At 60.7% G+C, this 23,253-nt stretch carries 22 protein-coding genes; 15 read left to right on the top strand and 7 right to left on the bottom strand.

The genetic code is table 11. The features are described from left to right. The 9 genes from ABK249_RS28955 to ABK249_RS28915 form a co-directional block, all read left to right on the top strand. Positions 1–155: response regulator (locus ABK249_RS28955; RefSeq protein ID WP_463139875.1), on the top strand; the 155-nt coding region annotated here is incomplete at its 5' end. 313 nt (positions 156–468) lie between these two features. Beyond that, positions 469–783 carry a helix-turn-helix domain-containing protein gene (locus ABK249_RS28950; RefSeq protein ID WP_200883969.1) on the top strand — a complete coding sequence of 105 codons (315 nt, stop codon included), beginning with the start codon at positions 469–471 and terminating at the stop codon, positions 781–783. Beyond that, positions 780–2,795: a hydrogenase 4 subunit B gene (gene hyfB, locus ABK249_RS28945; protein WP_227703993.1), complete on the top strand. Its 2,016-nt coding sequence runs from the start codon at positions 780–782 to the stop codon at positions 2,793–2,795. The genes ABK249_RS28950 and hyfB overlap by 4 nt, the downstream gene beginning before the upstream one ends. Continuing rightward, entirely contained in the window at positions 2,786–3,742 is a 957-nt protein-coding gene (locus tag ABK249_RS28940) for a respiratory chain complex I subunit 1 family protein (protein WP_227703992.1), read from the top strand. The genes hyfB and ABK249_RS28940 overlap by 10 nt, the downstream gene beginning before the upstream one ends. Beyond that, on the top strand, positions 3,742–4,407 hold the full coding sequence (locus tag ABK249_RS28935) for a hydrogenase-4 component E (protein ID WP_037152851.1): 666 nt from the start codon (positions 3,742–3,744) through the stop codon (positions 4,405–4,407). The genes ABK249_RS28940 and ABK249_RS28935 overlap by 1 nt, the downstream gene beginning before the upstream one ends. Further along, positions 4,404–5,867, top strand: coding sequence for a hydrogenase 4 subunit F (locus ABK249_RS28930; RefSeq protein WP_037152847.1), 1,464 nt, complete (start codon positions 4,404–4,406; stop codon positions 5,865–5,867). The genes ABK249_RS28935 and ABK249_RS28930 overlap by 4 nt, the downstream gene beginning before the upstream one ends. A gap of 14 nt (positions 5,868–5,881) precedes the next feature. Continuing rightward, positions 5,882–7,393 (top strand): hydrogenase large subunit, encoded by a 1,512-nt coding sequence (locus ABK249_RS28925; protein WP_227703991.1) that lies wholly within the window; start codon positions 5,882–5,884, stop codon positions 7,391–7,393. Positions 7,394–7,405: 12 nt separating this feature from the next. Further along, a complete protein-coding gene (locus ABK249_RS28920; protein WP_037152842.1) occupies positions 7,406–7,939 on the top strand; it encodes an NADH-quinone oxidoreductase subunit B family protein in 534 nt (177 codons plus the stop codon). 12 nt (positions 7,940–7,951) lie between these two features. Then, on the top strand, positions 7,952–9,004 hold the full coding sequence (locus tag ABK249_RS28915) for a DUF4365 domain-containing protein (protein ID WP_227703990.1): 1,053 nt from the start codon (positions 7,952–7,954) through the stop codon (positions 9,002–9,004). On the opposite strand, the gene ABK249_RS28910 is transcribed toward ABK249_RS28915, so the two are convergent. The 7 genes from ABK249_RS28910 to ABK249_RS28880 form a co-directional block, all read right to left on the bottom strand. Next, positions 8,973–10,373 carry an FGGY-family carbohydrate kinase gene (locus tag ABK249_RS28910; protein WP_227703989.1) on the bottom strand — a complete coding sequence of 467 codons (1,401 nt, stop codon included), beginning with the start codon at positions 10,371–10,373 and terminating at the stop codon, positions 8,973–8,975. The two genes, ABK249_RS28915 and ABK249_RS28910, sit on opposite strands and share 32 nt — an antisense overlap. Further along, positions 10,370–10,690 (bottom strand): L-rhamnose mutarotase, encoded by a 321-nt coding sequence (gene rhaM, locus ABK249_RS28905; protein ID WP_037152834.1) that lies wholly within the window; start codon positions 10,688–10,690, stop codon positions 10,370–10,372. The genes ABK249_RS28910 and rhaM overlap by 4 nt, the downstream gene beginning before the upstream one ends. Continuing rightward, on the bottom strand, positions 10,687–11,688 hold the full coding sequence (locus ABK249_RS28900) for an ABC transporter permease (protein ID WP_227703988.1): 1,002 nt from the start codon (positions 11,686–11,688) through the stop codon (positions 10,687–10,689). The genes rhaM and ABK249_RS28900 overlap by 4 nt, the downstream gene beginning before the upstream one ends. Beyond that, positions 11,685–12,674, bottom strand: a complete 990-nt coding sequence (locus tag ABK249_RS28895) for an ABC transporter permease (protein ID WP_227703987.1) — start codon at positions 12,672–12,674, stop codon at positions 11,685–11,687. The genes ABK249_RS28900 and ABK249_RS28895 overlap by 4 nt, the downstream gene beginning before the upstream one ends. A gap of 10 nt (positions 12,675–12,684) precedes the next feature. Then, entirely contained in the window at positions 12,685–14,217 is a 1,533-nt protein-coding gene (locus tag ABK249_RS28890) for a sugar ABC transporter ATP-binding protein (protein WP_407722124.1), read from the bottom strand. Positions 14,218–14,388: 171 nt separating this feature from the next. Then, a complete protein-coding gene (gene rhaS / locus ABK249_RS28885) occupies positions 14,389–15,384 on the bottom strand; it encodes a rhamnose ABC transporter substrate-binding protein (RefSeq protein ID WP_227703986.1) in 996 nt (331 codons plus the stop codon). Between the two features lie 46 nt (positions 15,385–15,430). Further along, entirely contained in the window at positions 15,431–16,246 is an 816-nt protein-coding gene (locus tag ABK249_RS28880) for a DeoR/GlpR family DNA-binding transcription regulator (protein ID WP_227703985.1), read from the bottom strand. 200 nt (positions 16,247–16,446) lie between these two features. Here ABK249_RS28880 and ABK249_RS28875 point away from each other — a divergent pair, with 200 nt between their 5' ends. From ABK249_RS28875 to ABK249_RS28850, 6 genes are all read left to right on the top strand, one after another. Beyond that, a complete protein-coding gene (locus ABK249_RS28875) occupies positions 16,447–18,543 on the top strand; it encodes a bifunctional rhamnulose-1-phosphate aldolase/short-chain dehydrogenase (RefSeq protein ID WP_227703984.1) in 2,097 nt (698 codons plus the stop codon). Positions 18,544–18,622: 79 nt separating this feature from the next. Continuing rightward, the gene (rhaI, locus tag ABK249_RS28870) at positions 18,623–19,915 is read left to right on the top strand and encodes an L-rhamnose catabolism isomerase (RefSeq protein ID WP_227703983.1); all 1,293 of its coding nucleotides are present in this window, start codon (positions 18,623–18,625) and stop codon (positions 19,913–19,915) included. Between the two features lie 236 nt (positions 19,916–20,151). Beyond that, entirely contained in the window at positions 20,152–22,272 is a 2,121-nt protein-coding gene (locus ABK249_RS28865) for a putative bifunctional diguanylate cyclase/phosphodiesterase (RefSeq protein WP_227703982.1), read from the top strand. A gap of 77 nt (positions 22,273–22,349) precedes the next feature. Continuing rightward, complete coding sequence (locus ABK249_RS28860) at positions 22,350–22,550, top strand: hypothetical protein (RefSeq protein ID WP_227703981.1); 201 nt, start codon at positions 22,350–22,352, stop codon at positions 22,548–22,550. A gap of 1 nt (position 22,551) precedes the next feature. Further along, the gene (locus ABK249_RS28855; protein ID WP_227703980.1) at positions 22,552–22,740 is read left to right on the top strand and encodes a hypothetical protein; all 189 of its coding nucleotides are present in this window, start codon (positions 22,552–22,554) and stop codon (positions 22,738–22,740) included. Positions 22,741–22,850: 110 nt separating this feature from the next. Further along, complete coding sequence (locus ABK249_RS28850) at positions 22,851–23,153, top strand: DUF982 domain-containing protein (RefSeq protein WP_227703979.1); 303 nt, start codon at positions 22,851–22,853, stop codon at positions 23,151–23,153. The last annotated feature ends 100 nt before the right edge of the window (positions 23,154–23,253 follow it).

Here is a 23,253-nt window from a genome sequence, read left to right as displayed (position 1 = left end):
TCCGTGCGAGGCGTCCGAATATCAGGGTGCTGTTCACGTCGGGTTATGCCGAGCCGGCGATCGCCGGACGCGAACTTGCCCAATCGGGAAGCTGGCTCAAGAAGCCCTACACGGCACGAGAGCTTGCCACCCGTTTGCGCCAGCTCTTGGATTGAAGATCCACGTCGAAGCTCCCCATGGCGTGAGATGTGAATGAGATGCGCAGGCTATTTGCCGGGCGCATCCCCTTACACCGATACTTCTAATTTCCGGGTTTCGCCGATCGCTGCGATGGACCATGCGCGTTGACGCGTCGGCAAATCATCGGGCCGAAACTCTGAAGATATCACACGCGGGTTCCACTTCCTTATTGCAGTGCGGAATCCAATTTCAGAGTCTCATTGCATCAGAATGTTGATTTGAGACATCAATAGGTACATCATAACTCGCGAATATCAGAGTCTGCGTAATATAAGCGATGGATGAATCGTGATTACTGCTGCTCAGATGAGAGCCGCCCGGGCTCTTCTTGGAATCGACCAGCGCCAACTGGCCGAGCGGGCGGGAATTTCGGTGCCGACAATCCAGCGCATGGAGGCCAGCGTCGACGTCGTCCGCGGCAATGTCGATTCTCTGATGCGTTTGCTGGCGGCACTGGAGAACGCCGGGATTGAACTCATCAGAGAGGGCGCTGTCAGTGAGGACGGCGGACGAGGGGTCCGGTTGAAAACGAGAGCCAACCCGCCCGAAGACGGGGCAGGAAGATCACCTGCCCGCAGGAATAAGGCGGGGTCGAGCTCATGACATCGCTTTCCGTCATCCTGTCATGTATTGTCATGTTTCTGGTGACGGGAGGGCTCGGGATTTTGATGAGCCGGTCACACCGGGCGACCCCGGCCATCTATGGGCTGAGCCTTCTTCTCTCGGCCATTGCTTTCGTCACCAGTCTTATGCATCTCGCGACATCTTTCGTTGACGCGCCGACCCTCATCCTTCCCATCGGCCTGCCGTGGCTCGGAGCCCATTTCCGGCTCGACGCGCTCTCCGCCTTCTTCCTGCTCGTGGCCAATCTCGGCGGCACGCTCGCCAGTCTTTACGGTCTCGGCTACGGCCGGCACGAGCATGCGCCGCACCGGGTGCTGCCGTTCTTTCCGGCCTTCATCGCCGGAATGAACCTGGTGCTGCTGGCCGACGATGCGTTCACCTTCCTGATTTCATGGGAGTTCATGTCGCTCGCCTCATGGGCGCTGGTGATGTCGCATCATCGCGATGCGGGCAATCGCAGGGCGGGCTACATCTATATCGTCATGGCAAGCTTCGGGACGCTGGCTCTGCTGCTCGCCTTCGGCCTGCTTGCCGGGCCTCAAGGCGCCTACGGTTTTGCCGCCATTCGCGCGGCTGAACATACGCCGCTGACGGCAGGCCTTGTCCTGATCCTCCTGCTGCTCGGCGCCGGCTCCAAGGCGGGGCTCGTGCCGCTGCACGTCTGGCTGCCGCTGGCTCACCCCGCCGCGCCGAGCCATGTCTCTGCATTGATGAGCGGCGTCATGACCAAGATCGCGATCTATGGCTTCATCCGCGTCACCTTTGATCTTCTCGGCGCGCCGTTGTGGTGGTCGGGCCTCATCGTCCTGCTGCTGGGCGGAGCGACGGCGGCGCTCGGCATTCTGCATGCCCTGATGGAACGCGACCTCAAACGTCTGCTCGCCTACAGCACCATCGAGAATATCGGCGTCATTTTCGTCAGCCTCGGTTTGGCGCTGGCCTTCAAGGCAAACGGCATGGGACTAGCATCGGCGCTGGCCCTGACCGCTGCGTTGTTCCATGTCCTCAACCATTCGCTCTTCAAGAGCCTGCTCTTCTTCGGCGCCGGCGCGGTGCTGACGGCGACCGGTGAGCGGGACATGGAGAAGCTCGGCGGCCTCATCCATCGCATGCCCGTCACCAGCTTTACCTTCCTTGTGGGCTGTGTCGCAATTTCGGCCTTGCCGCCGTTCAACGGGTTCGCGTCGGAATGGCTTGCCTTCCAGGCCATATTGCAGAGCCCCGACCTGCCGCAATGGGCGCTGAAGATCGCAGTGCCGGCTGTGGGTGGCCTGCTCGCCCTGTCGGCCGCGCTGGCGGCCGCCTGTTTCGTCAAGGCTTTCGGCATCACGTTTCTCGGCCGTCCCCGAACTCCGGCGGCTAGCGAAGTCGCGGACGTGGACCGGTTCTCTCTTGCGGCGATGTGCGCGCTTGCAGGCTTGTGCCTGCTTGCCGGCATCCTGCCGGGGATCGTTATCGACGGCACCTCGCCCGTGGTACTTTCCCTGGTCGGCGATCGCATGCCGGTGCAGATGGATATCCCCTGGCTGTCGATCGTACCGATCGCCGAAAGCCGCAGTTCCTACAACGGCCTGCTGGTCTTCCTGTTCATCGCCGTCTCAGCCTCGGCAACGATCTATGTCGTCCATCGCTGGGCGTCGCGGGCGCTTCGTCGTTCTGCCGCCTGGGATTGCGGCTTTCCCGAAAACAGCCCTTCGACACAATATACGGCAGGCAGCTTCGCCCAGCCCGTCAGGCGCGTCTTCGGCACGCTCGCCATGCGTGCCCGCGAACGGGTGGATATGCCGGCCCCGGGAGATCTCCGGCCAGCCACCTTCTCGGTCGAGCAGCACGATCTGGTCTGGGAGGGACTCTATGTGCCGATCGCGGGCGCCGTCGGGTTCGCTGCCGAGAAGCTCAACCGCCTGCAGTTCCTGTCGATCCGGCGCTATCTGAGCCTGGTCTTCCTTGCGCTTGTTTTCCTGCTTCTGGTGTTGGCGCTATGGTCCTGATTTCGGCTCTTCTCGTTCAGGCTTTCCAGATGGCGCTTGTCGTGCTGCTGGCGCCGCTGCTGACCGGTCTCATCCGCAAGGCCAAGGCGCGGCTGTTGCGCCGGCAGGGCCCCTCGCTGATCCAGCCCTATCGCGATCTCCTGCGGTTGTTCCGCAAGGAGGCCGTCGTCGCGGAGAACGCATCCTGGCTGTTCAGGGTGGCACCTTACCTGATCTTCGCCTCGACCTGGGTGGCGGCGGCCGTCATCCCGACATTCGCGACCGGCCTGATCTTCAGTTGGACGGCGGACCTGATTGCGATCGTCGCCCTTCTGGGCAGTGCGCGGTTCCTCCTGGCGCTCGCTGGCATGGATGTCGGCACCAGCTTCGGTGGGATAGGTTCAAGCCGCGAGGCGATGATCGCAACGCTCGCCGAACCTTCAATGTTGCTCATCATCTTCACGCTTGCCCTGGTGGCCGGCTCGACGCAGCTTTCGACGATCGCCGGGTTCATGAGTTCCCCTGAGGTCGGCTTGCGCGTTTCCCTCGCGATCGCCCTGGTCGCGCTCGTCATGGTGGCGATTGCCGAGAACGCCCGTATTCCGGTGGACAATCCTGCGACCCATCTGGAGCTCACCATGGTGCACGAGGCTATGGTGCTCGAATATTCCGGACGGCATCTCGCGATGATCGAACTGGCGGCGTCGCTCAAGCTGCTCCTCTACATTTCGCTGATCGTCTGCATATTCGTGCCGTGGAAACTAGCGGCCCCGGAAGCGGGGCCGATCGCCTATCTGGCCGGGCTCGTCGTCTATCTGACCAAGCTTGCGGTCGGGGGCGCGCTTCTTGCCTTGTTCGAAACCTCGATCGCCAAAATGCGAGTTTTTCGCGTGCCGGAATTCTTAGGTGCCGCGCTCATGCTCGCGCTGCTTGCCACTCTTCTGCGTTTCGTTTCGAGGAGCCTGTGATGAATGGTCCGGTCTTCGACATCGCTCACATGCTTGCCGGCGGACTGGTGCTGGTGAGCATGATGATGCTCTACCAGGACCGTCTTTATGCCCTGCTCAACGTGTTCGCACTGCACTCGCTGGTGCTGACACTGTCGGTCGCCTGGCAGGCTTTCGTTCAGGACGCGCCGCATCTTTACGTGACCGCGGCCATTGCCCTCATCTTCAAGGCCATCGTCATTCCGGTGGCGCTCCATCGCATGATCCGCCAGCTCGGCATCCATCGCGAGATCGAGACGGTCGTCGGAGTCGGCCCGACCATGCTGGCCGGCATCGGGCTCGTCGCGCTGTCGATCGTGGTCATGCTGCGCGTCACGCCGGAGGCCGATCCGCTTGCCCGTGAAGATCTTGCCTTCGCCCTCTCCGTTCTGCTGCTCGGATTGCTGATTATGGTCACGCGCCGCAATGCGGTCAGCCAGGTCGTCGGTTTCATGTCGCTGGAGAACGGGCTGGTGCTGGCCGCGACCGGCGCCAAGGGGATGCCGCTGGTCGTCGAGATCAGTGTCGCCTTCTCGATCCTGATTGCCTTCATCGTCATCGGCGTCTTCCTGTTCCGCATCCGGGAACGGTTCGATACCGTCGATGTCAGGGCACTCGACGATTTCAGGGGGAGGAGGCGGAAGTGAACGCGCTATCCCCTTTGCTCGCCTTCGATGCGGTGGCGGCGGTCCTGCTGATCCCCGTCGCGGCGGCGGCGCTTCTGGCCCTCTTGCCCGGCTACAGGATCACGGCGCGGCTCAATGTGCTTGCAAGCCTGCTGACGCTGCTCGCCGCCCTTTCCCTGTTCGTCACCGAACGGCCCGAGCCGGGACAATACCTGCTCGTCGATGATCTCAACATCGTCTTCATCGTCCTCAATGCATTCGTCGGGTTCACCACCAGCATATTCAGCGCAAGCTATATCGCGCACGAACTCGAAACCGGGCGGCTGACGCCGTCGAACCTGCGTTTCTACCATGCCATGTATCAGGTCATGATGTTCGGCATGAACCTCGCCTTCGTCTCGAACAATATCGGGCTGATGTGGGTGGCGGTCGAACTTGCGACACTGACGACGGTGCTGATGGTCGGCATCTATCGGACGCATGAGGCGCTGGAAGCGGCCTGGAAATATTTCATCCTCGGAAGCGTCGGTATCGCCTTTGCGCTCTTCGGCACCATCCTCGTTTATCTCGCCGCGCAGCCGGTCGTCGGCGAAGGTTATGACGCCATGGTCTGGACCATTCTTGTGGAGCATGCCGCTACCTTCGATCCGGCGCTTCTCAATGTCGCCTTTGTCTTTCTGCTTCTGGGTTACGGTACCAAGGTTGGCCTCGCGCCGCTGCATGCCTGGCTGCCGGATGCGCATGCCGAGGGACCGACGCCGATCTCGGCGGTGCTCTCCGGCCTCCTGCTGAACGTCGCACTCTATGCGGTCCTGCGCTTCAAGATCCTGCTTGCCGCCAGTCCCGAGGCGATCGCCGCCGGGCCGCTGATGATGACGATGGGGCTGACGTCGCTGATCTTTGCCGCCTTCATGCTCTATCGCCGCCGCGACATCAAACGCCTGTTTGCCTATTCCTCGATCGAGCACATGGGCATCATCGTCTTCGCCTTCGGCCTCGGTGGGCCACTCGCCAATTTTGCTGGCCTGCTGCACATGGTCATGCACTCGCTCACCAAATCGGCGATCTTCTTTGCCGTCGGCCATGTCGCGCAAATCAAGGGAACGCAAAGGCTTTCCGCCATCCGCGGCCTGACCGAGACGCATCCTGGCCTGGGCTGGGGATTGCTTGCCGGCGTCATTGCCATTGCCGGCCTGCCGCCGATGGGTATCTTCATGAGCGAGTTCCTGATCGTGAGCTCCACCTTCGCACGACATCCGCTGCTCGCGATCCCGCTTGTCTTCGGGTTGTTGGTTGCATTCGGGGCCCTGCTTCTGCGGCTGACAGGGGTGGCCTTCGGCCAACCACGGGGCAGCGTAGCCCCGGGCAAGGCATCCTATATTCCCATGTACGCCCATCTGGCGCTGGTACTCGGCGCCGGCATTTATCTGCCGCCGCCGCTGGTCGCCTGGTTCCAGCATATCGCCAACCTTCTTCGATGATGAGGGGGACGGGTATGCCGATGCTGAGCAATTTCATCCGGACCGGTCGCCTCATCGAGGCGCATCAACCTTGGCCACGTATCGTTGTCGATGCCGATGCCCGGGTTTTCCTGGCCGAGGCTCTCCGGGATGGACACTTGACCTTGCTCGGCCTCTGGGGCGAACGGAACAGTGTGCATATGGCGCTGCTGGATGAAGTCGACGGCGCGGTCTGCGTCGCCAGCCTTGAGGGGCTGGAGGGTGCATATCCTTCCGTCGCGCAACATCACCCACCGGCGCTTCGCCTGGAACGGACGGTCCGCGATCTGACGGGTCTTGAACCCGAAGGTTTGCCGGATACCCGGCCTTGGCTCGACCACCGGCGCTGGGATATCCGCTTCCCGCTCGGAGAGAAGGCGCTCCGTTCTTCCAAAGCGGCTCCTTACGAATTCCTGCCGGCGACAGGAGAAAGCCTGCACCAGATTCCGGTCGGACCGGTCCATGCCGGCATCATCGAACCGGGGCATTTCAGGTTCACCGCCAATGGGGAGACGGTCGTCCGCCTAGAAGAGCGTCTTGGTTATGTCCACAAGGGGATCGAAGCCCTGATGGCGGGTGCGGACATCGACAAAGCGCTCCAGCTCGCCGGACGGACATCCGGCGACAGTACAGTTGCCTATGCCTATGCGTTCTCGCGGGCCGTGGAGGCAGCGTTCGGGCTCGAAATACCGGTACGCGCGGTCTGGCTCAGAGCGCTCATGGCCGAGCTGGAGCGACTTGCCAACCATCTCGGTGATATCGGCGCCATCTGCAACGACGCGGCATTTTCATTGATGCTCGCCCATTGCGGCGTGTTGCGCGAGCGGGTGTTGCGGGCGGCGGACATCGCTTTTGGGCATCGCCTGATGCGCGACCGCATCGTGCCCGGCGGCGTCGTTGCCGACCTCGATGACATCGGTATCACCGCCTTGCGGGAATTGCTCGCGGAAATCCGCCGCCGGTTTCCGGCCCTGGTGGAACTCTACGACAATACCGCCTCTTTGCAGGACCGGACCGTTGGAACCGGCCGACTCGTGCCGGAACTCGCCCGCCAGTATGGCGCGGGCGGTTATGTCGGACGTGCGTCAGGCCGCGATTTCGATGCTCGGCGCGCCTTGCGCTATCTGCCCTACGGAGAACTTGCCTTCGACGTGCCGGTTCTGCGCGAGGGTGATGTCAATGCGCGCGTCTGGGTTCGCATCCGGGAGGTGGAGAGCAGTCTGTCGCTGGTCGAACAGATCCTCGACCGGCTCCCGGCCGGGCCGGTGCGGATCGAGCTTCCCGAAAATGGCGAGGTGAGGGAGGGCATGGCGATGGTCGAGGGCTTTCGCGGCGATGTGTTGGTCTGGCTCCGGCTTGCCGGGAACACGGTGGAACGGTGCCATCTGCGCGACCCTTCCTGGTTCCAGTGGCCGCTGCTGGAGGCAGTCATCGAGGGCAATATCGTCGCCGATTTTCCCCTCTGCAACAAATCGTTCAACTGTTCCTATTCCGGTCACGATCTCTGAAGGGAGGCCGTCATGCGCAAGCTCCTTTTTGGAAGTGTAATCCGACCGCCATTGACCGAACCGGCGCCGGATATTTCCGACGTGGCGGCGGAGGAACTGGCGGCGGCGCTCGACAAGGCGGCCCGCCGGCGGCTCGGCCGCAGCCTGTCGATCCGCGCCGTCGATGCGGGGTCCTGCAACGGCTGCGAACTCGAAATGCATGCGCTCAGCAATGCCTTTTACGACATCGAGCGTTTCGGCATCCGTTTCGTCGCTTCTCCCAGACATGCCGACGTCCTGATGGTGACAGGGCCGGTGACGAGGAACATGAGCGAGGCCCTGTTGCGAACCTACAACGCCACGCCCGCACCCAAATGGGTGGTCGCGCTCGGCGGCTGTGCCCGCGACGGCGGCTGCTTTGCCGGCAGCTATGCGGTCGTGGGTGGGGTTTCGAAGGTCGTTCCGGTAGACCTCCATATTCCGGGCTGCCCGCCCTCTCCGACGGACATCCTCAAAGGTCTGCTCGCGCTGCTTGAGCAGTCGGACAAGGGAGCCCGCGCTTCGTGAGGACGGTCTTCCATGATGCGACGTCTCCAGGCAGCACTCTTCGCAACCGGCGCCCATATAGCAGCTCTGCTCACAGCAGCGTTCTCATCACTTGCAGGTATCCGGAGACGGCGATCTCCGCTAAAGCCGCTCCGCCGCTCGCGCCATAAAGGCCCGAAAAACCATCCGGTGGATCAGGCCACGCGCCTCGCGGTCGATGCCAGCGAGCAGGTTTTCCGGCGGGATTTCAAATGGTTCTTTCGTCGGATACCGGAGTCCGATATCGGCATAGAGGCGCGGGCGGAAATTCTCGATGAAGGGAGAGCCACGGGCCGGTTCATGGCGCTGCACATCCGGTCAGAAACGTCCTGTGTCCGGGAAGAGGAGGGATACCTCTATCATGGGCGCAAGGAGCACCTGGACTATTGGACAAGACATTCGCTGCCGGTCTATCTTCTCGTTGCCGACACGCTCGGAAAACGGATCGTTTGGCAGCGCATTGAACGGCCTTTCTGCCGGGAGACGGAAGAGGAATGGTCGATCGTCGTGCCGGATGCCAATCGGCTCGACGCCGCGGCACGGCTGCTTTTCGAAGAGGCGATCCCCGCCGATCCCGAAGCCCTGATGCGTTCGATCTTTGCCCTCGACCGTCCGCTGATGGAGGACATGCAAGATCGGATAACTGTCTTCGTCTGGGATGAATGGATCGCCCCACCTTCGACCTTCTGCAATCTCCGCATCTATTTCAAGGAAGACAGAGATAGCGGTCCGGACATGCGGTTCGACTACCATTTGCGGGCAGACAGTCTCCACGAGATCATGACCAGACTTTTCCCGTGGGCGAGCTATTCCTATGCCGAACCGATTGCGGAATATTCGGAAAAGATCGCCGTTCACGTGCTGGACGTTGAATTGCGTCCGGAAGCCTGTGCCTATCTCGATGCCGAAAGCTTTCTGGAGGCAGGCTACCCGCACGAAAAGGAACCGGCCGCTCCGGAGCCAGAGGATTTCGTGACGCAAGAGGAGGAGCGTGAGTTCTGGCGCAAACGCGGCGTCAACCAGGCTCCCGATGACCGGGAAAACTGATGTGTCGGCGCCAGCTCTCTTTATAATCCGTCAGGTGATGGATGCTGCCCTCGAATCGCGCAAATTTCTTGGCCTCGACCGAAGGCATTCCCGCCAGCAGCGCAGCACCCTGGCTTGTTCCGGTCGATCCAGGCAGCGCAATCACCTCGCGGCCCAACAACGATGCCAGCGTGCGAAGGTATGTGGCATTCGAGGCAAACGGGCCTTCCACCAGAACAGGTCCTTTGGCGCCAATCAAGTGGAGGCAGGTCTCCGTCATCAGCGCGAGATAGAGACAGGCGGCGGTCCAGCGTTCGTCCGTCGAGGTGCCCCCCTCGTTGGTCCATTGCCGCTCGCAGCCGGGGAAGGGGCCTGAGCCTGCTGCAATATTCGGCAGCAGCATGACACCTTTTTCGATTACTGCAGGCATCGCGGCCAGGGCGGCGGCCTCCAGCGGGAGCTCGCCAAGCTCGGCGGTCAAAAGTTCGAATTCGCGGCCGCCCATAAAGCGGGAGGAGGGCACCGCGCGGCCATAGGCATCGACATTGGCGAGCGTATCGCGCTCAGGATCGAGATGGTCGAGATCACCGCCGACCGCAAAACTCACCACCCAAGTGCCGGTCGAGACGACGGCGAAAGGCGGCTCGCGTCCAATCAGGTGCGGCAGCAGCGAGGCGTTGGAATCATGGATGCCGCAATATACCTGAGCCGGTTTCATGAGGCCGATTCTTTCGGCGATCTCCGACAGGACCGGCCCCAAAGCATCAAAGGCGGAGCGCACCGGCGCCATGAAGTTCCGGATGCCGAGCGAATCGACCAGCGAGGAGTAGGCGCCTTCGCGCGGTCGCCAGAGGTCGGTATGGCAACCGAGCGAGGTGACCTCGTTCGCCGCTACTCCGGTCAACCTCCACGCCCAGTATTGTGGATAGGTCAGGATCGTCCGCACCCGGGCGAAATCCTCCGGAAAGACCGTCTTCTGGTAATGGAGTTGCGCCCCGACATTCAAGCCGCCGGAAAGGGGCGGCGAGAAGGTCTCCGAGAAGGGCGGCCGAAGAGCTGCATAGGCCTTTTGAATTTCTTCCGGATATTGATGCTCGTAGTCCAGGGCCGGCAAGGCGAGATTGCCCGTGTCATCCAGAAGCACGGCAGCTGCGCCATGCGTGGTGATGGAGATCGCATCGAAGCCGGGTTGTTGCGCGAAGTTGGTCAGCGCTTCCAGCACAAAGGTCCACAGCGCTTCCGTATCGTAGTGAGGATATGGCGGATCGGAGAGAACCCGGTTCGGCATGCGCCGTTCGGCGATCTCCTGGCCAGTTGCGAAATCGAGCACGACGACCTTGGCGTTGGTCTTGCCGATGTCGAGGACGGCGATCTTTCCCGGCTCGTTCATGGCAAGTGAAATACCGTCACGAGGTCGGTCGCGACCGGCGAATTGTCCGGATTGGTTTCCATGATATCGGCCATATGTGCCCACCACTTCTTCATGACCGGATGGTCCGGCAGGCCCGCCATGCCATGGTTCTGTGGACGGGTCAGCACCCCGAAGAGGATATTGGTTTCGCGATCGAGATGAATGGAATAGTCGCTGACACCTGCCTGGTGCAGCAGATCGACCAGTTCCGACCAGATCTCGTCATGACGCTTCCGGTATTCCGCCTCCATGCCCGGATTGAGCTTCATCTTGAAGGCATATTTTTCCAGAGTCATCGGCTCATTTCCCTGATGCGGCGGGTAATGATCGGCACGGCGATGGTGATGATCAAAAGCAGACCGACGAAGATCGACATGACGATGCCGGGTACGTTGAGCAGGCCCAACCCGAAGGTGACGAGCCCCATGACGAAGGCGGCAATGACGACGCCGGCGATCGTGCCGGCGCCGCCGAGGATCGAAACACCACCCAGCACGACCATGGTGACGATTTCCAGCTCCCAGCCCTGTGCGATCGATGGCCGGGTGGAACCGAGCCGCGAGGTGAGGCAGACGGAAGCGACACCGGCCATCAGTCCGGTCAGAAGGAAGAGGATGAATTTGACCCGCTCCACCGGAATCCCTGAAAAACGCGCCGCGAATTCATTATTGCCGATGACGTAAATCTGCCGACCGAAATTCGTCGCATGCAGGAGGACGGAGAAGGCAATGGCGAGGACGATGAAGAGCACGAATTCGAAGGAGAAGACCCAGGCGACGTAGCCCTGTCCGAAGTAAGCGAAGCTCTCCGGATATTTGCCATAGGCCTGGTCGCCGAGCACAATGTAGGAAATGCCCCGGAAGAGGCTCATCGTGCCGATCGTCACCACAATGGACGGAAGGCGCAAACCTGCGACAAGCAGTCCATTGAAGGCCCCGCAGACAAGCCCGGTGCCGATGCCGATCGTCACCAGTCCAGGCGTGCCAATACCAGCCTGTGCGGCTGCGCCCATCGCCGTCGAAGCAAGCGCGATGATTGCCGCGACCGACAGGTCGATCTCGCCGGCAATGACGAGTAAAGCCATGGCAAAGGCGATCATCGCCTTTTCGGTGAAATTGAACGTCGCGTCTGAGAGGTTCCAGGCGTTGAGAAAGTAGGGCGAGGCGAGGGAATTGAAGATAAAGATCAACACCGCCACGCCTAAGAGCAGGATTTCCCAGCTGCCGAGCATGCGCGAGGCTTTCGTCCCAAGCCGGTCTGGAATAACTCGTTTCGTGGTAGCGACGTCGTTCATGCGGTTACCTCGGGAGCTGCGCGGTTGCGCAGGATGATGCGGCCCGCCTTCTTTTCGGCACGGGCATTGAAGACGACGGCGAGTACGATGACGATGCCGGAAATTGCCATTTGGGCGAAGGGCGATATGCCAATGACTGGCAAGGCATTCTTGATAACGCCGAGGAACAGGGCGCCAAGCACTGCGCCGGCAACGGTGCCAATGCCGCCGGCAATGGATATGCCGCCGATCACGCAGGCTGCAACCGTATCGAGCTCGAAACCGGCTGCAATATCCACATAGGCAACGGCATAGCGCGATACCCAGAGGTAGCTGGAAAGACCGGCCAGCGCGCCCGACAAGACGAAGGCGAGGAAGCGCGTCCGACCGATATCGATTCCGGCATAGACCGCGGCGGTCGGGTTGCCACCGGAGGCATACGCCGCGCGGCCGAAGGGGAGGCGCGTCAGGACGAACCACGCACTGATGACGATGAGGATTGCGATCCAGGAGAGGACTGGCAGGCCGAGCACTGGCATGCGCGGGACATTGAGGAAAGTCGACGTCATCTGATGCGCATTGACCCAGCCGCCGCCCGAGAGCACGAAGGCCATGCCACGATAGATGGTCAGCGTGCCAAGGGTGACGACGATCGGCGGGATCTGCAGCGCCCAGACGAGAAAGCCGTTGATGGCTCCGAGCAAAGCGCCGATGCCGATTGCCATGACGATCAGGAGCGCCAGCGGCAGGTCGGGGTAGGCGGAGTTGGTCATCGCCACCGCCATGCCGGTGAAGGCGAGGTTGGCGGCGACCGAAAGGTCGATCGATTTCGTTAGGATCACCGTCATCTGGCCGAGCGCCAGGATGATCAGGATCGAGGTGTCGTTAAAGATGTTGGCGAGATTGCCCGGCGAGGCGAAGCCCGGCGCACGGGTCGAGAAGGCGGCCACCATGATCGCAATGATGACGATGAGAAGGATTTCGCGGTTTTTCAGGAGGCGGTTCATCTGTCTTTCCTCACTGATTGCCGGTTGCAGCACGCACAAGCACTTCGGCGCTGAGACGATCACGTTCGAAAATGCCGGCGGAGAGGCCTTCGCGCATCACCATCACCCGATCGGACATGCCAAGGATTTCCGGAAGTTCGGAGGAGACCATGATGATCGACAGGCCCTGCGCGGCCAGTTCGCTGATGAAGCCGTGAACGGCCGCCTTGGAGCCGATATCGATACCTTTGGTCGGCTCGTCGAGAATGATCACCTTCGGCTGGGTCGCCAGCCATTTGCCGATCACCACTTTCTGCTGGTTGCCGCCGGACAGTGTGCCGACCGGCACGGAAAGGGCGGCGGCGCGCAGATCCAGCCTCTCGGCATATTTGCGGGCGAGTGCCAATTCGTTGGCCGCCTTCAGGAAACCGGAGCGCGACGTCTTCTTGAGAGACGGTAGCGACATGTTCTGGAAGATCGGCATGGGCAGCGCCAGGCCATGGCGGCCGCGCTCTTCCGGCACGTAGACGATGCCGGCACGGATCGCATCGCTCGATGAGTGGATATCGATCGGCTGACCTTCCAGAGTGAGGCGGCCGGATGAAGGTCGGGTGATGCCGAACAGCGACTGGCAAAGCTCCGAGCGACCGGCGCCGATCAGACCGTAGAGCCCGAGGATTTCGCCTCGCCGGAGTTCGAAGGAAATGTCGCGGAATTCTGTCGGATGGCTGTAGCTCTGGACTGAGAGAACCGGTCCGCCGATCTCGACATTGACTTTCGGAAAGACGTCCTTGACGTCGCGGCCGATCATCAGGCGGACGATCTCGTCCTGCGGCGTCGTTTTCAGCTTGCCCTGGCCGACGGCGCGACCGTCGCGGAAGACCACGAAGTTCTCGGCGATCTCGTAGACCTCGTCGAACTTGTGGCTGATGAAGAGGATCGCCTTGCCCTGGCGCTTCAGGTTCTGGACAATGCGGAACAGGTCGTCGATTTCCTTGCGGGAAAGGGCGGCCGTCGGCTCGTCCATGATGACGATGCGCGCCTCGACCGAAAGCGCCCTGGCGATCGCTACGAGATGGCGCTGGGCGATCGAGAGGTCGCGCAACCGGATCGTCGGGTCGATCTCGCTTTCGAGCTGCCGCATGAGCGTTTTTGAGCGCTCGTTGATCTGCCGCCAGTCGATCGTGCCGAAACGGGTGCGCGGCGCGTGGCCGAGAAAGATGTTCTCTCCGACGCTCAGCTCGTCGAACAGCACGGTCTCCTGGTGGATGGCGGTGACGCCTGCATCGATCGCAGCCTGCGCACTGTGAAAGACGATCGGCTGGCCGTCGATCAGGATCTCGCCCTCATTGGGGCGGTAGATACCGGTAAGGATTTTGACCAGCGTCGATTTTCCGGCGCCGTTTTCGCCGATCAGTGCCGTCACCTGGCCGGGATAGAGTTTGATGCTGACACCGTCGAGCGCCTTCACGCCCGGAAATATCTGGCTGATGCCGCGCATTTCGAGGATTGGTGTTTCGGTAGCGATTGGCTGTATTTCGATCATCGGTGCCGCGGCGTTCATCATCGGTTTCACCTGCAAAAGCCCCTCATCCGCCTGCCGGCACCTTCTCCCCGCATGCAGGGAGAAGGGATATGCCGCATCGTTTTCCTTCATCCGCAATGTTGCGTGTGGCACGTTCCCTCTCCCCGCGGGCGGGGAAAGGGTTAGGGTGAGGGGCAACTTGCTTGCGGCTCAGAAAATCTTCGAGAACTCGTCGATATTGGAGGCATTGTAGACGAACGGGTCGGACATCGCGGCTTCGCCGTTGTCGTCGATCTTGATCGCGCCCATGCGGCCTGCCTTGATCTCGGAGCCCGGCTTGCCGTCCGCGTTGCCCTTGACGATGTGATAGGCGATCTGCGTTGCAGAATAGCCGAGGTCGATCGGGTTCCAGATCGCGAATTCCTTCGTCGCGCCCGACTTGATGGCGCCAGCCATTTCAGATGGCAGGCCGAGACCGGTCACGTAGACCTGGCCGATCTTGCCGGCATCCTTGACGGCCTGCGATGCAGCCAGCACCCCGACTGTGGTCGGTGCGACGATGACCTTCACGTTCGGCTGCGAGGTGAGCAAGCCCTGGGCTTCGCGATAGGACTTGTCGGCCAGGTCGTCCCCGTAAACGGTGGTAGCGAGGTTGAGGCCGGGGAAATCCTTGAGCTGCTTCTTCATTTCGGCGATCCAGGTGTTCTGGTTCGTCGAGGTGGTGGTGGCAGACAGGATCGCGAAATCGCCCTTGCCGCCTTCCAGATGGTTCTTGGCGAGCGTCAGGCACATCCTGCCGATCAGCTCGTTGGAAGACGGATTCAGATGCATGATGCGACCTTCAGGCGCCACACCGGAATCCCAGGAAATTACCTTGATGCCGCGCTGAGTAGCCTTCTTCAGCGCCGGAACGACGGCATCCGGATCGTTGGCGGAAATGGCGATCGCATCGACGCCCTGCGCGATCAGCGAATTGATCACTTCGATCTGGCCTTCGGCCGTGGTCGTCGTCGGGCCGGTATAGATGACCTCGACGCCGCCGAGTTCCTTCGCTGCTTCCTGCGCGCCTTTGTTGGCGGCTTCGAAGAAGCCGTTGCCGAGCGATTTGACGACAAGGGCGATCTTCATGTCGGCGGCACTTGCGGCCGTCGTCATGGCGGCAAAGGCGAGCGCCACGCCGAGCGCAAGTTTCTTGGCTAGTTTCATTTTCAGTCCTCCCAGTTGAACAGGTTCATTTCCCTCCCGTCGCCTCTCAGGCGGCCGACGGGGAATCCTCCTTGACAGTCTCCGCCACCGCGGCTCCGGCAATGATCAGCTTGACGCCCGCGTCCTCGATCATCCGCGCGGCATCTTCAGAAATGCCGTCATCGGTGATGACCGTCGTCACGCGTTCCAGCGGGCAGAGAATGAGGCTGGAACGGCGATGGAATTTCGAGGCGTCCACCATCACGATCAGTTCTTCGGCTTGGCTCATCAGCTTCTGTTCACTCTGAATCACCAAAGCATCGGCTTCCATAACGCCGAGCGGACCGACGCCTTGCGCGCCGATAAACATCCGCCTTGCATAGAAGTTGCGGATCGCGTCGTTTTCGAAGGGTGACAGGATGAGGCTCTGCTCGCGATAGATCGCGCCGCCCGGCACCGTCACCGTGCTTTTCGAATGCTTGACCAGATGCTCGGCGATCGCAAACGAATTGGTCATCACCTGCAGGCGGCGCGCCGACATGAAATGCACCATCTGGAACGTGGTCGTGCCGCCATTGATGATGACGGAATCGCCTTCTTCGCAGAGTTCGACTGCGCGGCGTGCAATCGCGCGCTTCTTATCGATATTGACGGATTCGGAAACCCGGAACGAGCGGGCGGCAAGCTGGCCGATCTGTGGCGGATGAACCGCCTCGGCCCCGCCGCGCACGCGTCGGAGCTTGCCCTGGACGTGCAGTGCCGCGATGTCGCGCCGGATAGTCGCTTCGGAGGCTTCGGTCAGTTCGGCGATATCCTGCACCGTAATGACAGGCTTTTCCTGGATCGCGCTCAGAATGATGCGATGGCGTTCACGTTCGTGCATGGGGTTCCTCCTGAGCGTCAACTATTGCCGGAAATATTCTGTTGTCAATCAGAAACGATCAAATTCGCTTTTATTGCGCTGCACAATGAAAGTTTATGATCGTTTTTGATTGACACATGGCGGAGCAATGCGCGATATCCACCGTATAGGAGACGGCGGCGCCCGGTCGCCGTGAGCCGAAACACGTTGGGAGGAAAGCGATGTCGGGCCAAACCCGCCTTCTCGAAAACCGCTGGGACGATTCTTACGCAGCCAAGCTCGATGAGCCGGGCAAGCTGCTCTACCGCTCCAACCTCCTCGGCGCCGACAAGCGCATTACCAATTACGGCGGCGGCAATACCTCTGCCAAGGTGATGGAGAAGGACCCGCTGTCCGGCGAAAAGGTCCGCGTCATGTGGGTGAAGGGTTCCGGCGGCGATGTCGGCACGATCAAGCTCGATGGTTTCGCCACCCTCTACATGGACAAGCTGGAAGCGCTGAAGGGCCTCTACAAGGGGGTAGAGGACGAAGACCGCATGGTCGGTTTCCTGCCGCATTGCACCTTCAATCTCAATCCCCGCGCGGCTTCCATCGACACGCCGCTGCACGGTTTCGTGCCCTATACGCATGTCGACCACATGCATCCGGACGCCATCATCGCGATTGCCGCTTCGAAGAATTCGAAGGAACTGACGAAGCAGATTTTTGGCGACGAGATCGGTTGGCTGCCGTGGCGGCGGCCGGGCTTTCAGCTCGGGCTCGACCTTGAAGCATTCGTAAAGGCCAATCCGAATGCCAGGGGCGTCGTATTGGAGAGCCACGGCCTGTTCACCTGGGCAAACGACGCGAAGGCCTCCTACGAACTGACGCTTCAGATCATCAACAAGGCGATCGACTGGTTCGCGGGAGCGACCGAGGGCAAGACGATTTTCGGTGGCGCCGTGGCGAAGAGCCTGCCGGCAGCGGAGCGTCGGGCGGTCGCTGCCAGGCTTATGCCGGAAATCCGTGGCCGCATCGGAAAAGCCGAGCGCAAGCTCGGTCATTTCGATGACCAGGATGCGGTGCTGGAATTCGTCAACTCGAAGAACCTGAAGCCCTTGGGCGCGCTCGGCACGTCCTGCCCGGACCACTTCCTGCGCACGAAGATCCGGCCGCTGATCCTCGATTTCGATCCGGCAAAGCCGGATGTCGATGCGGTCATCGCCGTGCTCGACGAGGCGCTGGAGGAGTACCGCGCCGATTACACCCGCTACTACGAGACCTGCAAGCACGACAACTCGCCGAAGATGCGCGATCCCAATACCGTCATCTTCCTGGTGCCGGGCGTCGGCATGCTGTCCTTTGCGCGCGACAAGGCGACCGCCCGCATCGCCGGCGAGTTCTATGTCAACGCGATCAACGTGATGCGCGGCGCCTCCACCGTTTCCGAATATCAGGGCCTGCCGGAGCAGGAGGCTTTCGACATCGAATACTGGCTTCTCGAAGAGGCGAAGCTGCAGCGCATGCCGAAGCCGAAGAGCCTCGCCGGCCAGGTGGCCTTCGTCACCGGCGGTGCGGGCGGGATCGGCCGGGCGACGGCTTCGCGGCTGATGGGTGAGGGGGCCTGCGTCGTGCTCGCCGATATCGACGGCGGTGCGCTTGAGGCGACCAGGGCGGATTTCGAAAAGTCCTTCGGCAAGGATGCTGTTCGAGGCGTCATTCTGGACGTCACCAAGGAAGACGCGGTCCTCGCCGCTTTCGCGGAAGCCTGCGTCGAATTCGGCGGCGTCGATATCTTGGTCTCCAATGCCGGCATTGCCTCCTCGGCCCCGGTCGAAGAAACCACGCTCGCCATGTGGAACAAGAATATCGACATCCTGACGACCGGTTATTTCCTTGTCTCGCGTGAGGCGTTTCGGCTGTTCCGGCGCCAGAAGCTTGGCGGCAATGTCGTCTTCGTCGCCTCCAAGAACGGGCTCGCTTCCTCGCCGAATGCGTCGGCCTATTGCACCGCAAAGGCTGCTGAAATCCATCTCGCCCGCTGCCTGGCGCTGGAAGGGGCGGAAGCGGGCATCCGCGTCAATACGGTCAACCCGGATGCGGTGCTGCGCGGCTCGAAGATCTGGAGCGGCGAGTGGCGCGAACAGCGGGCGGCATCGTCAAAGATCGAGGTGAGCGATCTGGAGGAACATTACCGCAAGCGCTCGATGCTGAAGCTGAACGTCTTTCCGGAAGACATTGCCGAGGCGATCTACTTCCTTGCGTCCGACGCATCGTCGAAGTCGACCGGTAACATCATCAACGTGGATGCGGGCAACGCCCAGAGCTTTACGCGCTGACAGCTTGTCCGCCCGCATCCGGCTCTCCCAAGGCCGGCGGCGGGTGGACCCTCTAATTACGCCTTGGGGAGGAGACGTCATGACAGAGCTGAAGATTGCTGCGGACCTGATCGCTGCGGAAAACGACAAGCGCGCAGCCGCACTCAAATCCGATTACGCTGCGCTCGGCGAAAATCTGTCGCGCCGCGAGATCGATATCGACGCGATTACGAGACAAGTCGCGGATTTCTTCGTCGCGGTGCCCTCCTGGGGCGTCGGCACAGGCGGCACCCGGTTTGCCCGCTTCCCGGGATTGGGCGAACCGCGCGGCATCTTTGACAAGCTCGACGATTGCTCCGTCATTCATCAGTTGACCCAGGCAACGCCGACAGTCTCCCTGCACATTCCCTGGGACAAGGCGGATGCCAAGGAACTGAAGGCTAAGGGAGATGTGTTGGGCTTAAGCTTCGATGCGATGAACTCCAACACCTTTTCCGACGCGCCGGGGCAGAAACATTCCTACAAATACGGTTCGCTCAGCCACACCGATGCTGCGACGCGCAGCCAGGCCATCGAGCACAATCTCGAATGCATCGAGATCGGCAAGACCATTGGCTCCAAGGCGCTGACAGTATGGGTCGGCGACGGCTCGAACTTCCCGGGCCAGAGTCATTTTACCCGAACCTTCGAGCGGTATCTTGCCTCTATGGGCGAGATCTACAAGACGCTGCCGGACGACTGGCGGCTCTTTACCGAGCACAAGATGTACGAACCCGCCTTCTATTCGACGGTGGTGCAGGATTGGGGCACGAACTACCTGATCGCCAAGACGCTCGGACCCAAGGCCTTCTGCCTCGTCGACCTCGGCCACCATGCACCGAATACCAATATCGAGATGATCGTCGCCCGCCTTATCCAGTTCGGCAAGCTCGGTGGCTTCCACTTAAACGACTCGAAATATGGCGACGACGACCTCGACGCCGGTGCCATCGAGCCCTACCGGCTGTTCCTCGTCTTCAACGAGCTGGTCGATGCGGAACATCGTGGCGTAAAGGGCTTCCATCCGGCCCATATGATCGACCAGTCGCATAACGTGACCGACCCGATCGAAAGCCTGATTTCCAGCGCCAACGAAATCCGCCGTGCTTATGCCCAGGCGTTGCTCGTCGATCGCGCGGCACTCGACGGCTATCAGCAGGACAACGATGCGCTGATGGCTTCGGAAACCTTGAAGCGCGCTTATCGCACCGATGTGGAACCGATCCTCGCGGAAGCCCGTCGCCGTGCCGGCGGCGCGGTAGATCCCATCGCAACATACCGCGTCAGCGGTTATCGCAAGAAGGTCGCGTCAGAGCGCCCGGCGCCAGCTGCCGGCAGCGGTGGGATTGTTTAGATTCTGATAGGCCGGCCTAAGGGTTAGGTGTGCCGTTCCTTAAAAAGGCATCGGTTCCAACTTCGAATTTGATTACCATGTTTCCGGTATTTCTCTAAGAAACCGGCGCGCGCCCGTAATGCGGCAGCTCAAAACGTGCATCGATAACCATCGGATTAATTGTTCCTTGATTATCAAATCCTAATGTTTCGGCTTGCAGGAATAACCTGCTGTTTATACAGATGCCGGTCCTATAGATGCAGAAAAGCCTACGCGCCCGATCCTCCCATTCCGCCCTTCTTGTTATAGCCGCTGTGACAGCGTTCTTCATCGTCGTCGGTACCATCCTGGCGGTGTTGGTGGCTTTGGCGGTCAAAGACATGACGGGGGCGGCAACGGCGATCGATGATGCCCGCGCACTCAATGCCGCTGGCGCCGCTGTGCGGGCCTTTCGGAACAATCTCAGCGCAACGGTCAGGGACAACGCCGTCTGGGACGATGCCTACAGGGCAATCGCGTCGGAGGATGCAAAGGATTGGGCTGTCGAGAACTGGGGCACGACGACGGAGGACTATCCGCTGTACGACATTGCCATCGTGCTGACGGCAGAGCGGGAGGTATTGATCTCCTACAAGAAAGGGCAGGAATTTGACCCAATCCGCTATTTCGGCGCAACGCTCTTTGAGTTTTCCGAAAAAGCGAGCAAGGCGGGCCAGAATACGGTTGCAGGTTTCGTGGCGACACCTGACGGCACCGTGCTTGTCGGAGCCAGTGCCATTCAACCTTATACGGCGACGGCCGATATCCCTCCGAGGTTCAGCACGCTCTTCCTCGCCAAGATGCTGACACCTGAGGCAGTGGCACAGCTGGACCAAACCTTTCACCTTGGCGACTTGAGACTTGTTAGTTTTCCCAATGCTGACCATTTGAGCACGCCACTTCCAGGCGTCGACGGCAGAGCCATTTCCTATCTGGAATGGCCAAGCCGGGATCCGGGTTCAAAGATCTATCAGGAAGTTCGGGGCTATTTGCTTGCGGCCGCGTTGCTTCTCACCGGCTTCTTCGTTGCCATTGTTGTGACCGGTTCCCTTTCTGCCCGCAACTTCAAGCGATCGGCGCAACAGGCCCATCAGAGAGCAATTCATGATCCATTGAGCTCCCTCTTAAATCGAGCGGGATTCCTGGAAAGGCTGGACGAGCGGCTGGTTCGAAAGGTTGAGTTGGACCTTCATTTTCTCGATCTCGACGGGTTCAAAGAGGTCAATGATGCGTGGGGACATGCCGTCGGTGACGCATTGATCAAGCTCGTCGCCGCCAGGATCGAGGCGCTTCTGCCCGATGATGCATTGTTCGCGCGTCTCGGTGGCGATGAATTCGCCATTGCCGTGGCGAAGGGAGCCGTCGATGAGCTTTCGGAAACGATCCTGCGCGCATTGGCGACCCCGTTCATTATCGGTGGAAGGACAATAGAGATCGGGGTAAGCATCGGTCTTGTTTCCACCGATGCAACTATCAATGACCCTCTCGAATTTGTCCGACGCGCCGACATGGCCTTGTACCGGGCCAAAGAAAATGGCCGAGGTCAGGCTGTCGCATATCACGGAGACCTTGACCTTGAGCGGGAGCATCGCACGAGACTGGAGGATAGTCTCCGTTCGGCGATCGCGTCTGCAAGCATTCACCCAGCCTATCAGCCATTGGTAGATGCGGAGACCGGAGAGCTGAAGGGGGTCGAAGCCCTGGCTCGGTGGACAACCGAAACCGGCCCGATCAGCCCGGAAGTCTTCATTCCGATCGCCGAACGCGCCGGTCTGATCGATGAACTTGGCCTGCACGTACTCTCGGCGGCTATCGACAGCGTTAGGCAATGGGACGATATCACCGTTTCCGTCAATGTCTCGCCGATACAGCTCAAGAATCCGAACTTTGCTGCAGATGTCGCAGCCGTTCTCAAGGCGAAGTCTTTCGATCCAGGCCGGCTGACGCTTGAAATCACCGAAGGTGTTCTGATGTCGAATCCTGAACACGCCAAGCGTTCGATTGCCAGCCTGAAAGCGATCGGCGTCAAGTTCGCCCTTGACGATTTCGGTTGCGGTTATGCGAGCATCGGGGCGTTGCGGGAGTTCGGTTTCGACCGCATGAAGATAGATCGATCGCTGGTAACGGCGATCGATAGCGAGCGGGGAGCGCGGATATTGGCCGCAACCATCTCCCTTGCCAATGCGCTCAACATTCCCGTAACGGCTGAGGGCGTCGAAACGCCGGCACAGGCCAAAGTTCTCAAGCTTTCCGGATGCGACCAGCTTCAGGGCTATTTGGTAGGCAAGCCCATGGCGGCCGTCGAAATCGAAAAAAGATTTATCTCACACGTGGCCTGAACCGCGCCAGGAGATTCCTTTCCTAGCGGAACCCTCCGCCTCAATGCTGGTTCTTCCTCAAAGAAGGAGGATTTGACATGGGCATGAATGCACCAAAGAAAGGCGCACCGGGTACGACCGATCAGTCTCCGCGGTGGGAAGGACCACAGGAAAATCTGCCGCGAGGCTACATGCCGGCCAAGGATGATCCGGATCGGGACAGAGATGCGCGCGGCGAGAACAATCGCGATCCATCTCGCGAAAAGCTTTCCGATGCCGGCAAGACCAAGGGAGACTGACATGAAGGAAAGCCAATCGCCCCGCGGTCCCGAAGCCGACGCAAAAGGTCAGTTCGCCAAGTCGCAAGCCGACAGGAAAAGCAGCGGCGTTCATAGCGCCAAGCCGACGGTCGTTACCGGGTCCGAGGATGCCACGGCACATCGCAACCCGCCAGGAAGGAAGGGTAAGGGGGCCTCCAACGACCATTAGTGCGGTCCGCACCAGGGCGCTGGTGCGGACGTTACTTCTTGAAAAACCAAAGGCCACTCACCAGATTGATTTCGCTTCTTTATCCGGTTTGACAGCGAAAGGAGGAAATCATGTACATCCCGGATATGCCATTCCGTGCGCCTGTTACGATCCGCCTGCAATCGGGCTTGGAGCGCAGTTTTGGAAGCGTCTATGACGCGCTGGATTTTCTGGAAAATGAATGGCCTTTAAAACACGGGGAGCGCTATCAGCGCGCCGTGCGAAGGTGCCGTGCAGCTTTGAACAGGATGCTTCCCACCGAGGTCGCCCGCGAGGCATTCATCGCCGCCTGCCTGGAGGCCGGCATGCCCGCGATCATGGTCGGCGGCATTGTGTTTGCTCCATCGGGTAACGGCAGGATCGCGGCTTCGTAAGCGAAGGCGGGGGACCGGTTGCCTGCATCGCGCCCGTTCCCCTGCTCGTTGAACGCATCTCTCGTACCCGGCATCGTCATGACTTGGCCGACTGACCGCA

The sequence above is a fragment of the Neorhizobium phenanthreniclasticum genome, assembly GCF_040066075.1.
GTDB classification, from domain to species: domain Bacteria; phylum Pseudomonadota; class Alphaproteobacteria; order Rhizobiales; family Rhizobiaceae; genus Neorhizobium; species Neorhizobium petrolearium.
The sequence above is the reverse complement of the archived record's forward strand: the minus strand, read 5'-3'. Positions and strand labels throughout refer to the sequence as shown.